At 41.8% G+C, this 12,870-nt stretch carries 15 protein-coding genes; 11 read left to right on the top strand and 4 right to left on the bottom strand.

What is annotated here, in order from left to right:
* Positions 1 to 22: 22 nt before the first annotated feature.
* The 4 genes from serS to D7D54_RS05190 all read right to left on the bottom strand — a co-directional run bounded on the left by serS (position 23) and on the right by D7D54_RS05190 (position 3,760).
* Entirely contained in the window at positions 23 to 1,297 is a 1,275-nt protein-coding gene (serS, locus tag D7D54_RS05205; RefSeq protein WP_120718966.1) for a serine--tRNA ligase, read from the bottom strand.
* A 213-nt stretch (positions 1,298 to 1,510) separates the two neighbouring features.
* Complete coding sequence (locus D7D54_RS05200; protein ID WP_049487025.1) at positions 1,511 to 1,882, bottom strand: DUF956 family protein; 372 nt, start codon at positions 1,880 to 1,882, stop codon at positions 1,511 to 1,513.
* A gap of 2 nt (positions 1,883 to 1,884) precedes the next feature.
* On the bottom strand, positions 1,885 to 3,249 hold the full coding sequence (locus D7D54_RS05195; protein ID WP_120718965.1) for an aspartate kinase: 1,365 nt from the start codon (positions 3,247 to 3,249) through the stop codon (positions 1,885 to 1,887).
* A 124-nt stretch (positions 3,250 to 3,373) separates the two neighbouring features.
* Positions 3,374 to 3,760: a DUF3775 domain-containing protein gene (locus D7D54_RS05190; RefSeq protein ID WP_120718964.1), complete on the bottom strand. Its 387-nt coding sequence runs from the start codon at positions 3,758 to 3,760 to the stop codon at positions 3,374 to 3,376.
* Positions 3,761 to 3,967: 207 nt separating this feature from the next.
* On the opposite strand from D7D54_RS05190, the gene D7D54_RS05185 reads away from it, so the two are divergent.
* The 11 genes from D7D54_RS05185 (at position 3,968) to accC (ending at position 12,860) form a co-directional block, all read left to right on the top strand.
* On the top strand, positions 3,968 to 4,753 hold the full coding sequence (locus D7D54_RS05185; RefSeq protein ID WP_120718963.1) for an enoyl-CoA hydratase: 786 nt from the start codon (positions 3,968 to 3,970) through the stop codon (positions 4,751 to 4,753).
* 93 nt (positions 4,754 to 4,846) lie between these two features.
* Positions 4,847 to 5,281: a fatty acid biosynthesis transcriptional regulator FabT gene (gene fabT, locus D7D54_RS05180; RefSeq protein ID WP_000386355.1), complete on the top strand. Its 435-nt coding sequence runs from the start codon at positions 4,847 to 4,849 to the stop codon at positions 5,279 to 5,281.
* Entirely contained in the window at positions 5,281 to 6,255 is a 975-nt protein-coding gene (locus D7D54_RS05175) for a beta-ketoacyl-ACP synthase III (RefSeq protein WP_120718962.1), read from the top strand. The genes fabT and D7D54_RS05175 overlap by 1 nt, the downstream gene beginning before the upstream one ends.
* A 58-nt stretch (positions 6,256 to 6,313) precedes the next feature.
* On the top strand, positions 6,314 to 6,538 hold the full coding sequence (locus tag D7D54_RS05170) for an acyl carrier protein (RefSeq protein WP_000257838.1): 225 nt from the start codon (positions 6,314 to 6,316) through the stop codon (positions 6,536 to 6,538).
* A gap of 116 nt (positions 6,539 to 6,654) precedes the next feature.
* Positions 6,655 to 7,629, top strand: coding sequence for an enoyl-[acyl-carrier-protein] reductase FabK (gene fabK, locus D7D54_RS05165; RefSeq protein WP_049500269.1), 975 nt, complete (start codon positions 6,655 to 6,657; stop codon positions 7,627 to 7,629).
* Positions 7,622 to 8,545: an ACP S-malonyltransferase gene (gene fabD, locus D7D54_RS05160; protein ID WP_120718961.1), complete on the top strand. Its 924-nt coding sequence runs from the start codon at positions 7,622 to 7,624 to the stop codon at positions 8,543 to 8,545. Before fabK ends, fabD begins: the two co-directional genes overlap by 8 nt.
* Positions 8,546 to 8,585: 40 nt before the next feature.
* Positions 8,586 to 9,317: a 3-oxoacyl-[acyl-carrier-protein] reductase gene (fabG, locus tag D7D54_RS05155; protein ID WP_078237885.1), complete on the top strand. Its 732-nt coding sequence runs from the start codon at positions 8,586 to 8,588 to the stop codon at positions 9,315 to 9,317.
* 21 nt (positions 9,318 to 9,338) lie between these two features.
* The gene (gene fabF / locus D7D54_RS05150; protein WP_020901589.1) at positions 9,339 to 10,574 is read left to right on the top strand and encodes a beta-ketoacyl-ACP synthase II; all 1,236 of its coding nucleotides are present in this window, start codon (positions 9,339 to 9,341) and stop codon (positions 10,572 to 10,574) included.
* A gap of 2 nt (positions 10,575 to 10,576) precedes the next feature.
* The gene (gene accB / locus D7D54_RS05145) at positions 10,577 to 11,062 is read left to right on the top strand and encodes an acetyl-CoA carboxylase biotin carboxyl carrier protein (RefSeq protein WP_020901590.1); all 486 of its coding nucleotides are present in this window, start codon (positions 10,577 to 10,579) and stop codon (positions 11,060 to 11,062) included.
* Positions 11,059 to 11,481: a 3-hydroxyacyl-ACP dehydratase FabZ gene (gene fabZ / locus D7D54_RS05140; RefSeq protein ID WP_000565509.1), complete on the top strand. Its 423-nt coding sequence runs from the start codon at positions 11,059 to 11,061 to the stop codon at positions 11,479 to 11,481. The genes accB and fabZ overlap by 4 nt, the downstream gene beginning before the upstream one ends.
* A gap of 11 nt (positions 11,482 to 11,492) precedes the next feature.
* Positions 11,493 to 12,860: an acetyl-CoA carboxylase biotin carboxylase subunit gene (gene accC, locus D7D54_RS05135; RefSeq protein ID WP_020901591.1), complete on the top strand. Its 1,368-nt coding sequence runs from the start codon at positions 11,493 to 11,495 to the stop codon at positions 12,858 to 12,860.
* Positions 12,861 to 12,870: the final 10 nt, after the last annotated feature.

The raw sequence follows: 12,870 nt of genomic DNA, 5'->3' as shown, positions 1-12,870 counted from the left end.
AGAAATAGCTAAACCTTATTTTTTATGGTTTGATGACTTCAGCTCCCCCCATGTATGGACGAAGTGCTTCTGGGATGGTCACAGAACCATCTGCATTTTGGTAGTTTTCAAGAATTGCAGCCACTGTACGTCCAACTGCAAGTCCAGAACCGTTCAAGGTGTGGAGCAATTTCACCTTGCCATCAGCTTCATCACGGTATCGGATTTGGGCACGACGGGCTTGGAAATCTTCTGTATTTGAACAGCTTGAGATTTCACGGTAGGTATTTTGCGCTGGAATCCAAACTTCCAAGTCGTAAGTTTTAGCAGCTGAGAAGCCCATATCTCCAGTAGAAAGCGCAACGACACGGTATGGAAGGTTGAGTTTTTGAAGGATATTTTCAGCGTTGGCTGTCATTTTTTCCAATTCTTCGTAAGATTCTTCTGGTTTGGCAAATTTAACCATTTCAACCTTGTGGAATTGGTGCAAACGAATCAAGCCACGAGTATCACGACCAGCAGAACCAGCCTCAGAACGGAATGATGGGCTCATAGCAGTGAAGTAGATTGGCAGGTCTTTACCGTCAAGGATTTCATCACGGTAGTAGTTTGTTAGAGGAACTTCAGCTGTAGGAATAAGGACATAATTGCTGTCGCTGAGTTCAAAAGTATCTTCCTTGAATTTTGGATATTGACCAGTCCCAAACATAGAATCATGGTTAACCATGTAAGGCGTGATGACTTCCGTATAGCCTTCTTTTCCATGTTCATCCAACATAAAGTTGTAGATGGCACGTTCCAAACGAGCACCGAGTCCTTTATAGAAGAGGAAGCGAGCTCCTGTTACCTTACCGCCACGTTCCCAATCAAGGATACCAAGGTCTTCGCCAAGATCCCAGTGAGCTTTTGGCTCGAAATCGAACTCGCGTGGAGTACCCCAACGGCGAACCTCCACATTGTCGTCTTCGTCAGCCCCAACAGGAACGCTATCAGCTGGAATATTTGGAAGAGTAGTGGTAAATTCTGTTAATTTAGCATCGATTTCTGCCAATTCAGCATCCAAGGTTTTGACTTCAGCAGATAGATTTTGCATAGCAGCAATCTTGTCATCTGCATTTTCCTTGTTGCGTTTGGCTTGAGCAATCTCAGCAGAAACTGTGTTGCGTTCTGCTTTGAGAGTTTCAACCTTGACCAAGATGTCACGACGTTTAGCATCGATTTCTTTCATCTCATTCAAGACAGCAGCATCTACACCACGTGTAGCCAATTTTTCTGCGACAGCATCAAAGTCTGTACGAATACGTTTGATATCTAACATAAGAACTCCTTTATGAAAAAAGCACACCTGACAAAGCGTTGGAGTGGCAGGGCCACGGTTCCATCCAACTTCACAGGTGTGCACTTGATTGTGTATGCAATTGTTACTAACGGTAGAATTTCACCTATCCCTCCTATCTGCTCGCAGCACCCGCAGACTTTCTGAAAGAAGAAGATAACCTACTTATCCGTTGCTATGATTATACTAAAGTTTCTACTTTTTTGCAAATAGATTTTTAAATTTTTGCCCAATGGTCTGAATCAGAGTCGGAAGCTTGACGACCTTGTCATTGCCCAGTTTTTCGCGAGCAATTTTGAGAATGGCACCTGAGTCTTTTGAAGCAAAGAGGAATTTTCCTCTGTCTGTAAAGACTTCGAAGTGACGACTGATTTTGCGACCAGAGACATTAGCTCCAATCTGGTTGATATGGCTCCAAGGAATCTGGATAAATTGTTCGACATTGACATCTGGGTAAAATTCCAGAGCCTGATCTCCGACAAGGAATTTCCCAACTTTTCCAGCTATAGAGAGGTAGGAAGTGCCTGTTGTATTGAGGAGCACTGTTTTGTTAAGTGATTGAGCCATGCTTAGTCTTCCTTACTTTCACCGAAAAAGGCATTGTAGAGGGCTTTAATAGCTGCTTTCTCTTGGTCTTTATGGACAACAAACATGATAGACACTTCACTTGAACCTTGAGACATCATCTGGATGTTGATCTTATTTTCAGATAGAGCACGCGTCGCAGTAGCAGTTACTCCAATATGGCTCTTCATCTTTTCTCCAACAATCATAATGATTGAAAGGTCGTGCTCGATTTCTGCATGGTCTACTTCAGCCTTTTGAACCAGCTGACGAAGGATTTCTTCTTCCTTGATAGGAGTTAGTTCGCGAGAACGGAGGATGATTGAAAGATCGTCGATACCTGTTGGCATATGTTCCCAACCGATGTTAAGATCTTCAAGGATTTGAAGAACCTTGCGTCCAAATCCCACCTCACGGTTCATGAGATATTTAGACATGTTGATGCTGACAAAGCCAGAGTCACCAGCAATTCCCACAACTGGGAATTCATCACTACTGTGTTTTAGAACGATACGAGTACCTGGATGGTCAGGATTGTTGGTATTCTTGATAACCAGAGGAATTTTTCCTCGGTAGGCAGGAAGAAGCGCTTCGTCATGAAGGACTGAGAATCCTGCATAGGCCAACTCACGCATTTCACGGTAGGTCAACTCAGGGATAGAGTGTGGTTGGTGGATAATGCCTGGGTGGGCTGCAAAGATACCATCAACGTCCGTAAAGTTTTCATAGAGGTCGGCCTTAACACCGGCAGCAATGATAGAACCTGTAATGTCTGATCCTCCACGTGAGAAGGTACAGATTTGATTTTCCTTGGTAACTCCAAAGAAACCAGGAATGACAAGAACTTCATTTGTATTTGTCAATTCCTCAATCTTGTCATAACTTGATGGAATGATGCGAGCGTGACCAGGTTCACTTGTGACCACAATACCAGCTTCTCTAGGGTGAACATAGCGTGCATCGATACCGTTTTGGTTAAAATAGGCAGCAATCAATTTAGCATTGTTATTTTCACCAGCTGCTAGGAAAGTATCGTAGAGAAATTCATTTTCATCAATAGGAAGAGTGGCCAAGGCGCGAATGCTTTTAGAGATTTTTTCTAAAACAGCAGGTTTTAGTCCTAGTTCACTAACCATAGCGGCATAGCGGTCGATAATCCAGTTTTGGCTCTTGCTAATATCGTTACCAGCAACATAGTCGCGGTAGTATTTAATCAAGGCATCCGTAACCTTAGTATCTTCGGCATTGCGTTTCCCAGGTGCAGAAACGACGACAAAACGACGCTCTGAATCGCTTTTTACAATGTTTAAAACTTTTTCTAATTGACTAGCAGAGGCAAGAGAGCTACCTCCAAATTTAACAACCTTCATAAGAACTCCTAAAGTAAGTATTTTATACGATTATAGCAGAAAGAAAGCCTTTTTTCAATGAAGAAAAAGGAATATAAAAAGCAGTTTGTCTTAAGACTTACTGCATATGATTTCCAAGTTTGATTTATAGTTTAATACCAAGGATTCGGTATCCTTCTGTAAGATATTCACCTAATGGTTTGTCAACCATGTAAAGAACTTCTATGTCTTTAGAATCTTGAATCGATGATTTTACCTCATCAAAACGGGTGAAAAAGATTTCGTCAGGAGATTTTTGTTCAACATTATTTTCTCTCCCTAAATACATGATGGTTTGAAGTGCAATGACTTCATCACGATTCAATTTCATAAGGAGTTCTACTATTTGTTTTGAGAGCGAATCAAATTCGTCTGAAATTTTTATATCAGCTAAAGAAATAATTTTGAAAGTTTTTTTCTCTCGTCTATCTTTATCTCTTTTATTTGCTAACTTTATGACATCTTTTGCGACTTTTATCAAGTTTCTATACATGGATTTACTCCTTTTTCAAAAATAAGTTTTTTAATTATATCATATTAAATACATTGAATCAAATAAGATAATTAACTTTTTAAATTTCACAATTCAAAATCGGCTGAGACACTTTTAGTCGATTTTTTTATTGCTTTCTGCTCCTAAAAAAGATATACTTTGATAATAAAATAATTTAAATCGCTTATAAAATAAAAAGGAGTCCCGATGGAACACATTATTTATCAGCTTGAAGAGGATTTAGCAATCATTACGTTAAACCGTCCTGAGGTCGCTAACGGTTTCCACATTCCCATGTGTGAGGAGATTTTAGAAGCTCTGATTTTGGCAGAAGAGGATCCGGCTGTGCATTTTGTCTTAATCAACGCGAATGGCAAAGTCTTCTCTGTTGGGGGAGATTTGGTTGAGATGAAGCGAGCAGTCGATGAGGATGATATTCCATCATTGACGAAAATCGCAGAATTGGTCAATACTATTTCTTATAAAATCAAGCAAATTGCTAAACCTGTCTTGATGGAGGTTGATGGGGCTGTTGCAGGTGCCGCAGCAAATATGGCTGTTGCTGCAGATTTCTGTCTGGCAACGGATAAGGCTAAATTTATCCAAGCCTTTGTTGGAGTTGGCTTGGCTCCGGATGCAGGAGGAATTCATCTCTTGAGTCGAAGTATTGGTGTGACGCGTGCTGCTCAATTAGCTATGACAGGAGAGGCATTGACAGCAGAAAAAGCTCTAGAGTGGGGCCTGGTTTACCGTGTCTGTGAAGCTGATAAACTTGAAAAGACTAGAGAACAGCTTCTTAAAAAATTAAGACGTGGTTCAAGCAATTCCTATGCTGCCATTAAGAAGTTGGTGTGGGAGAGCCAATTCAAAGATTGGCAAGATTATGCTACTTTAGAACTGAACCTACAGGAATCCTTAGCTCAAACAGAGGATTTCAAAGAAGGAGTTCGGGCTCATTCGGAAAGAAGACGACCTAAATTTACAGGAAAATAAAAAAATACTTGCACCATTCTTTGAACTTTGATATAATTCTTTTGTCAAATGTTTTGATTCTAAAAGTTTTTTTGAAAAGGAGGGAAGGAAAGATTGGACTACCAACGAATTAATGAATATTTAACGTCTATATTTAACAATGTCCTCGTTATTGAGGAAGTTAGCTTGAGAGGTAGTCGTTTCAAGGATATCTCCATCAAAGAAATGCATACGATTGATGTGATTGGAAAAGTTCCAGATGTGACACCAAGTCAAGTGTCAAAAGAGTTGATGGTGACTCTTGGGACAGTTACGACTAGTTTGAATAATCTCGAACGTAAGGGTTACATTGAACGCATTCGTTCAGAACATGATCGACGTGTGGTACATCTGCATTTGACAAAGAAAGGTCGCTTGGTTCATAGGCTACATAAACGCTTCCACAAGGCCATGGTTGAAAAAATCATTGATGGTATGAGTAAGCAAGAAATTGAGGTTATGAGCAAAGGTTTGACCAATCTTTATCAATTTTTGGAGGATTTGAGATAATGGCTTTTGCAAAAATAAGCCAGGTTGCTCATTATGTGCCAGAGCAAGTGGTTACAAATCATGATTTGGCTCAGATTATGGATACCAATGATGAGTGGATTTCAAGTCGGACGGGAATACGACAAAGGCATATTTCAAGAACAGAATCTACTAGTGATTTGGCTACAGAAGTTGCCAAGAAACTAATGGCAAAAGCTGGAATCACAGGAGGGGAGTTGGATTTTATCATCCTAGCTACCATTACTCCAGATTCGATGATGCCCTCTACAGCTGCTCGTGTTCAAGCTAATATTGGTGCTAATAAGGCCTTTGCTTTTGACCTAACAGCAGCTTGCAGTGGATTTGTATTTGCTCTTTCAACTGCTGAAAAGTTTATCGCTTCTGGTCGCTTTCAAAAAGGCTTGGTGATTGGTAGTGAGACCCTCTCTAAAGCAGTCGATTGGTCAGACCGATCAACAGCTGTTTTGTTTGGAGATGGTGCTGGTGGTGTCTTGTTAGAAGCTAGCAAGCAAGAGCATTTCTTGGCAGAAAGTCTCAATAGCGATGGAAGTCGCAGCGAGTGTCTGACCTACGGACATTCAGGCTTGCATTCTCCATTTTCAGATCAAGAAAATGCAGATTCATTTTTGAAGATGGATGGACGCGCAGTCTTTGATTTTGCTATTCGGGATGTAGCCAAGTCTATCAAGCAGACTATTGATGAATCTCCTATAGAGGCGACAGACTTGGATTATCTGCTACTTCATCAGGCTAATGACCGTATCTTGGATAAGATGGCTAGAAAAATCGGTGTTGACCGAGCTAAACTTCCAGCCAATATGATGGAATATGGCAATACCAGTGCAGCTAGTATCCCGATTTTACTTTCAGAGTGTGTAGAACAAGGTCTCATCCCTTTAGATGGTAGCCAGACTATTCTTCTATCAGGCTTCGGTGGAGGTTTGACATGGGGCACGCTCATTCTTACAATTTAGGTAATCATGTGGTGAACACATTGTTATAAAAAACTATTTATTTTAAAGGAGTCCTATCATGGCAGTATTTGAAAAAGTACAAGAAATTATCGTTGAAGAACTTGGAAAAGACGCATCAGAAGTAACACTTGAATCAACTTTTGATGATTTGGACGCAGATTCATTGGACTTGTTCCAAGTAATCTCAGAAATCGAAGATGCTTTTGATATCCAAATCGAAGCAGAAGATGACTTGAAAACAGTTGGTGACTTGGTTGCCTACGTTGAAGAGCAAACAAAATAAGCAGAATATAAATAGAAGGAGTAGGGAAACCCGCTCCCTCTTGTTTAGGCAATAGTTTGATTTTCAAATTATGATGGTATCGAACTATTACGTAAGCAAGAAACGATGGAGGCACTATGAAAACGCGTATTACAGAATTATTGAATATTGATTATCCTATTTTCCAAGGAGGAATGGCCTGGGTTGCTGATGGTGATTTGGCAGGAGCTGTTTCCAAGGCTGGAGGACTAGGGATTATCGGTGGGGGAAATGCCCCTAAAGAAGTTGTCAAGGCAAATATTGATAAAATCAAATCATTGACTGATAAACCCTTTGGTGTCAACATCATGCTCTTGTCTCCCTTTGTGGAAGATATTGTAGACCTCGTTATCGAGGAAGGGGTTAAGGTAGTGACAACAGGTGCAGGAAATCCAAGCAAATACATGGAACGTTTCCATGAAGCTGGTATTACGGTTATTCCTGTTGTGCCAAGTGTTGCCCTAGCGAAACGCATGGAAAAAATCGGTGCGGATGCCGTTATTGCAGAAGGAATGGAAGCTGGGGGGCATATCGGTAAATTAACAACCATGACCTTGGTGCGCCAGGTGGCTGCTGCTGTATCTATTCCTGTTATTGCTGCAGGAGGGATTGCGGATGGTGAAGGTGCTGCTGCTGGCTTTATGCTAGGTGCAGAAGCTATTCAGGTTGGAACTCGCTTTGTAGTCGCAAAAGAGTCCAATGCCCATCCAAATTATAAGGCGAAAATTTTAAAAGCTAGAGATATTGATACTACGATTTCAGCCCAACACTTTGGACATGCTGTTCGAGCTATTAAAAACCAATTGACTCGTGATTTTGAACAAGCTGAGAAAGATGCCTTTAAGCAAGAAAATCCAGATTTGGAAATTTTTGAACAAATGGGAGCAGGTGCTCTAGCCAAAGCGGTTGTTCACGGAGATGTGGATGGTGGTTCTGTTATGGCAGGTCAAATTGCAGGCCTTGTTTCCAAAGAAGAAACCGTTGAAGAAATCCTAAAAGATTTGTATTACGGAGCAGCTAAGAAAATTCAAGAAGAAGCCTCTCGTTGGGCAGGAGTTGTAAGAAATGACTAAAACAGCCTTTTTATTTGCTGGTCAAGGTGCCCAGTATCTAGGTATGGGCCGTGATCTCTATGATCACTACCCTATTGTCAAAGAAACGATTGATCAAGCAAGTCAGGTGCTTGGTTATGATTTGCGTCATCTTATTGATAGGGAAGAAGAAAAACTCAATCAGACCCGCTATACGCAACCAGCTATTTTAGCGACTTCAGTTGCTATCTACCGTTTATTGCAAGAAAAGGGCTATCAGCCTGATATGGTTGCTGGTTTGTCCCTTGGAGAATATTCTGCCTTGGTGGCCAGCGGTGCTTTGGATTTTGAAGATGCGGTAGCCTTGGTTGCTAAGCGTGGAGCCTATATGGAAGAAGTGGCCCCTGCTGGTTCTGGCAAGATGGTAGCAGTTCTCAATACGCCAGTAGAGGTCATTGAGGAAGCCTGTCAAAAAGCTTCTGAACTCGGAGTGGTTACCCCAGCCAACTATAATACACCTGCACAAATCGTGATTGGTGGAGAAGTGGTTGCAGTTGATCGAGCTGTAGAACTCTTGCAGGAAGCAGGCACCAAACGCTTGATTCCTCTCAAGGTTTCAGGACCTTTTCATACCGCTCTCCTTGATCCTGCTAGCCAGAAACTAGCTGAAACTCTAACTCAGGTAAGTTTTTCAGATTTCACTTGTCCCCTAGTCGGCAATACAGAAGCTGCTGTTATGCAAAAAGAAGATATAGTTCAACTCTTGACGCGTCAGGTCAAGGAACCAGTTCGTTTCTATGAAAGTATTGCAGTTATGCAAGAAGCAGGAGTAACCAACTTTATAGAGATTGGACCGGGGAAAGTATTGTCAGGCTTTGTCAAAAAAATTGATAAGACAGCTAAACTAGCCAATGTTGAAGATCAGGCTAGCTTGGAAGCCTTGCTAGAAAACAAGTAATCCCTTCTCCCATAAATACAAGAGGAAACAGGAGAAAAGAATGCAACTAAAAAATAAAAATATCTTTATTACAGGTTCGAGTCGTGGAATTGGTCTTGCCATTGCTCACAAGTTTGCTCAGGCAGGAGCCAATATTGTTTTAAACAGTCGTGGTGCAATTTCAGAAGAATTGCTCGCTGAGTTTTCAAACTATGGTGTCAAGGTGGTTCCTATATCAGGAGACGTGTCAGATTTTGTAGACGCTAAACGTATGGTTGATCAAGCTATTGCAGAGCTGGGTTCAGTAGATGTTTTGGTCAACAATGCAGGAATTACCCAAGATACCCTGATGCTCAAGATGACAGAAGCAGATTTTGAAAAAGTGCTCAAGGTTAACTTGACTGGTGCCTTTAACATGACACAATCAGTCTTGAAACCGATGATGAAAGCCAGAGAAGGTGCTATCATTAATATGTCTAGTGTTGTTGGTTTGATGGGGAATATCGGTCAAGCTAACTATGCAGCTTCTAAGGCTGGTTTGATTGGTTTTACTAAGTCTGTGGCTCGTGAAGTGGCCAATCGCAATATCAGGGTTAATGCTATTGCTCCTGGAATGATTGAGTCCGATATGACAGCTGTTCTATCAGACAAGGTAAAAGATGCCATGCTGGCGCAAATTCCTATGAAAGAATTTGGGCAGGCAGAGCAAGTTGCAGATTTGACAGTATTTTTAGCAGGCCAAGATTATCTAACTGGTCAAGTAGTTGCCATTGATGGTGGCTTAAGTATGTAGCAGAAGCTAGAGGTAAAAAAGATGAAACTAAATCGCGTAGTAGTAACAGGTTATGGAGTAACATCTCCAATCGGAAATACACCAGAAGAATTTTGGAATAGTTTGACAACTGGAAAAATCGGAATTGGTCCAATTACAAAATTTGATCATAGTGACTTTGATGTGCATAATGCAGCAGAAATCCAAGATTTTCCTTTTGATAAATACTTTGTTAAGAAAGATACCAATCGTTTCGATAACTACTCTTTGTATGCCTTGTACGCAGCCCAAGAAGCTGTTAATCATGCCAATTTAGATGTAGAGGCTCTTGACAAGGATCGTTTTGGTGTTATCGTTGCCTCTGGTATTGGTGGAATCAAAGAAATTGAAGATCAAGTGCTTCGCCTAAATGACAAAGGGCCAAAACGTGTGAAACCATTGACCCTTCCAAAAGCCTTGCCAAATATGGCTTCAGGAAATGTTGCTATGCGTTTTGGAGCAAACGGTGTTTGTAAATCTATCAATACTGCCTGCGCTTCATCAAATGACGCGATTGGGGATGCCTTCCGCTCAATTAAATTTGGTTTCCAAGACGTTATGTTGGTAGGTGGTTCAGAAGCTTCTATCACACCTTTTGCTATTGCTGGTTTCCAAGCCCTAACAGCTCTCTCAACTACAGAGGACCCAACTCGTGCTTCCATTCCATTTGATAAGGATCGTAATGGTTTTGTCATGGGTGAAGGTTCTGGGATGTTGGTTCTTGAAAGTCTTGAACACGCCGAAAAACGTGGCGCTACTATCCTGGCTGAGGTGGTTGGTTACGGAAATACTTGTGATGCCTACCACATGACTTCACCACATCCAGAAGGTCAGGGAGCTATCAAGGCCATCAAACTAGCATTGGAAGAAGCAGAGATTTCTCCAGAGCAAGTAGCCTATGTCAATGCTCACGGAACGTCAACTCCTGCTAATGAAAAAGGAGAAAGTGGTGCGATCGTGGCTGTTCTTGGTAAGGAAGTACCTGTATCATCAACCAAGTCTTTCACAGGACATTTGCTGGGGGCTGCAGGTGCAGTAGAAGCTATCGTCACAATCGAAGCTATGCGTCATAACTTTGTGCCAATGACAGCTGGAACAAGTGAAGTATCAGATTATATTGAAGCCAATGTCGTTTATGGACAAGGCTTGGAGCAAGAAATTCCATACGCTATTTCAAATACTTTTGGTTTTGGTGGCCACAATGCAGTTCTTGCTTTCAAACGTTGGGAGAATAAATAACTATGAATTTAAACGATATTAAAGACTTGATGGCTCAATTTGACCAATCAAGTTTGAGAGAATTTTCTTATAAAAATGGGACGGATGAGTTGCAGTTTAGCAAGAATGAAGCGAGACTGGTGTCTGAAGTTGCAGCTCAAGTCGCTCCGGCGCCCATTCTAGCAACACCAAGTCCAGTAGCTCCTACATCTGCTCCAGTAGAAACTGTAGTGGAAGAAACTTCGGCTCCAGCTGAAGCAAGTGTAGTTGCTGAGGGAGATCTTGTAGAGAGCCCACTTGTTGGAGTGGCTTACTTGGCTGCTGGCCCAGATAAACCTGCCTTTGTAACAGTTGGTGATAGTGTTAAAAAAGGTCAAACATTGGTCATTATCGAAGCCATGAAAGTCATGAATGAAATTCCAGCACCTAAGGATGGTGTGGTAACGGAAATTCTCGTTTCTAACGAAGAAATGGTTGAGTTTGGTAAAGGATTGGTACGAATCAAATGATCGATATTCAAGGAATCAAAGAAGCCCTTCCCCACCGTTATCCTATGCTCCTAGTGGACCGTGTCTTGGAAGTGAGCGAGGATACCATTGTTGCCATCAAAAATGTGACCATCAATGAGCCCTTCTTTAATGGTCATTTCCCTCAATATCCAGTTATGCCAGGTGTTCTGATCATGGAAGCCTTGGCGCAAACAGCTGGTGTGTTAGAGTTATCAAAACCTGAAAATAAAGGAAAACTGGTTTTTTACGCTGGTATGGATAAGGTCAAATTCAAGAAGCAAGTTGTACCAGGTGACCAATTGCTTATGACGGCAACGTTTGTAAAACGTCGTGGCACGATTGCTGTGGTTGAAGCAAAGGCTGAAGTGGATGGCAAGCTTGCAGCTAGTGGTACTCTTACCTTCGCAATAGGGAACTAAGGAGGTTCTCCATGTTTCGAAAAATTTTAATTGCCAATCGTGGTGAAATTGCGGTTCGTATTATCCGTGCTGCGCGGGAATTGGGGATTGCAACGGTCGCGGTTTATTCAACTGCTGATAAGGAAGCCCTCCATACGCTTTTAGCAGATGAAGCGGTTTGTATCGGTCCTGGTAAGGCAACAGAGTCTTATCTCAATATTAATGCGGTTCTATCAGCTGCAGTCTTGACTGAGGCAGAAGCTATTCACCCTGGTTTTGGATTTCTCAGTGAAAATTCCAAATTTGCAACCATGTGTGAAGAAGTAGGAATCAAGTTTATCGGTCCATCTGGTCATGTCATGGATATGATGGGAGACAAGATCAATGCGCGGGCTCAGATGATTAAAGCGGGTGTACCTGTCATTCCAGGTTCAGATGGAGAAGTGCATAACTCTGAGGAAGCTTTGATTGTTGCTGAAAAAATTGGCTATCCTGTTATGCTCAAGGCCTCAGCAGGTGGAGGTGGTAAAGGGATTCGTAAGGTTGAAAAACCAGAAGACCTCGTCTCCGCCTTTGAAACTGCTTCAAGTGAAGCCAAGGCCAATTATGGCAATGGTGCCATGTACATTGAACGGGTTATCTATCCAGCTCGTCACATCGAGGTTCAAATCCTAGGAGATGAACACGGACATGTGATTCACTTGGGGGAACGGGATTGTTCTCTTCAACGGAATAACCAAAAGGTTTTAGAAGAAAGTCCTTCGATTGCAATCGGAAAAACGCTGCGTCATGAAATTGGTGCTGCTGCTGTTCGAGCTGCAGAGTCTGTTGGTTATGAAAATGCAGGGACCATTGAGTTTCTTCTTGATGAAGCCAGTGGTAAATTCTATTTCATGGAGATGAATACACGTGTTCAGGTAGAGCATCCAGTAACAGAATTTGTTTCAGGTGTTGATATCGTTAAGGAACAGATTCGCATTGCGGCAGGTCAGCCTCTGTCTGTTAAGCAAGAAGATATTGTCCTACGAGGTCATGCCATCGAGTGTCGCATCAATGCAGAAAATCCAGCCTTTAACTTTGCTCCAAGTCCAGGTAAGATTACCAATCTCTATCTTCCAAGTGGAGGTGTTGGCTTGCGCGTAGATTCAGCAGTTTATCCAGGCTATACCATTCCACCTTATTATGATAGTATGATTGCCAAAGTTATCGTTCATGGGGAGAATCGTTTTGATGCCTTGATGAAAATGCAACGTGCCCTCTATGAATTAGAGATTGAAGGAGTGCAGACCAATGCAGATTTCCAGCTTGACCTCATTTCAGATCGCAATGTCATTGCTGGAGATTATGATACTTCCTTCTTGATGGAAACCTTCTTACCCAAGTATCAAGAAAAAGAATAAAATGACTTCA

It is taken from the genome of Streptococcus chosunensis (assembly GCF_003626515.1).
In the GTDB taxonomy this organism is placed as follows: Bacteria; Bacillota; Bacilli; order Lactobacillales; family Streptococcaceae; genus Streptococcus; species Streptococcus chosunensis.
This window is presented reverse-complemented; position numbering and strand designations above follow the sequence as displayed.

What these genes read in the sequence shown, in the direction of transcription:
- serS (WP_120718966.1), bottom strand. Translation starts at nt 1,297, where the DNA reads ATGTTAGATATCAAACGTATTCGTACAGACTTTGATGCTGTCGCAGAA.
- D7D54_RS05200 (WP_049487025.1), bottom strand. Translation starts at nt 1,882, where the DNA reads ATGGCTCAATCACTTAACAAAACAGTGCTCCTCAATACAACAGGCACT.
- D7D54_RS05195 (WP_120718965.1), bottom strand. Translation starts at nt 3,249, where the DNA reads ATGAAGGTTGTTAAATTTGGAGGTAGCTCTCTTGCCTCTGCTAGTCAA.
- D7D54_RS05190 (WP_120718964.1), bottom strand. Translation starts at nt 3,760, where the DNA reads ATGTATAGAAACTTGATAAAAGTCGCAAAAGATGTCATAAAGTTAGCA.
- D7D54_RS05185 (WP_120718963.1), top strand. Translation starts at nt 3,968, where the DNA reads ATGGAACACATTATTTATCAGCTTGAAGAGGATTTAGCAATCATTACG.
- D7D54_RS05175 (WP_120718962.1), top strand. Translation starts at nt 5,281, where the DNA reads ATGGCTTTTGCAAAAATAAGCCAGGTTGCTCATTATGTGCCAGAGCAA.
- D7D54_RS05170 (WP_000257838.1), top strand. Translation starts at nt 6,314, where the DNA reads ATGGCAGTATTTGAAAAAGTACAAGAAATTATCGTTGAAGAACTTGGA.
- fabK (WP_049500269.1), top strand. Translation starts at nt 6,655, where the DNA reads ATGAAAACGCGTATTACAGAATTATTGAATATTGATTATCCTATTTTC.
- fabD (WP_120718961.1), top strand. Translation starts at nt 7,622, where the DNA reads ATGACTAAAACAGCCTTTTTATTTGCTGGTCAAGGTGCCCAGTATCTA.
- fabG (WP_078237885.1), top strand. Translation starts at nt 8,586, where the DNA reads ATGCAACTAAAAAATAAAAATATCTTTATTACAGGTTCGAGTCGTGGA.
- fabF (WP_020901589.1), top strand. Translation starts at nt 9,339, where the DNA reads ATGAAACTAAATCGCGTAGTAGTAACAGGTTATGGAGTAACATCTCCA.
- accB (WP_020901590.1), top strand. Translation starts at nt 10,577, where the DNA reads ATGAATTTAAACGATATTAAAGACTTGATGGCTCAATTTGACCAATCA.
- fabZ (WP_000565509.1), top strand. Translation starts at nt 11,059, where the DNA reads ATGATCGATATTCAAGGAATCAAAGAAGCCCTTCCCCACCGTTATCCT.
- accC (WP_020901591.1), top strand. Translation starts at nt 11,493, where the DNA reads ATGTTTCGAAAAATTTTAATTGCCAATCGTGGTGAAATTGCGGTTCGT.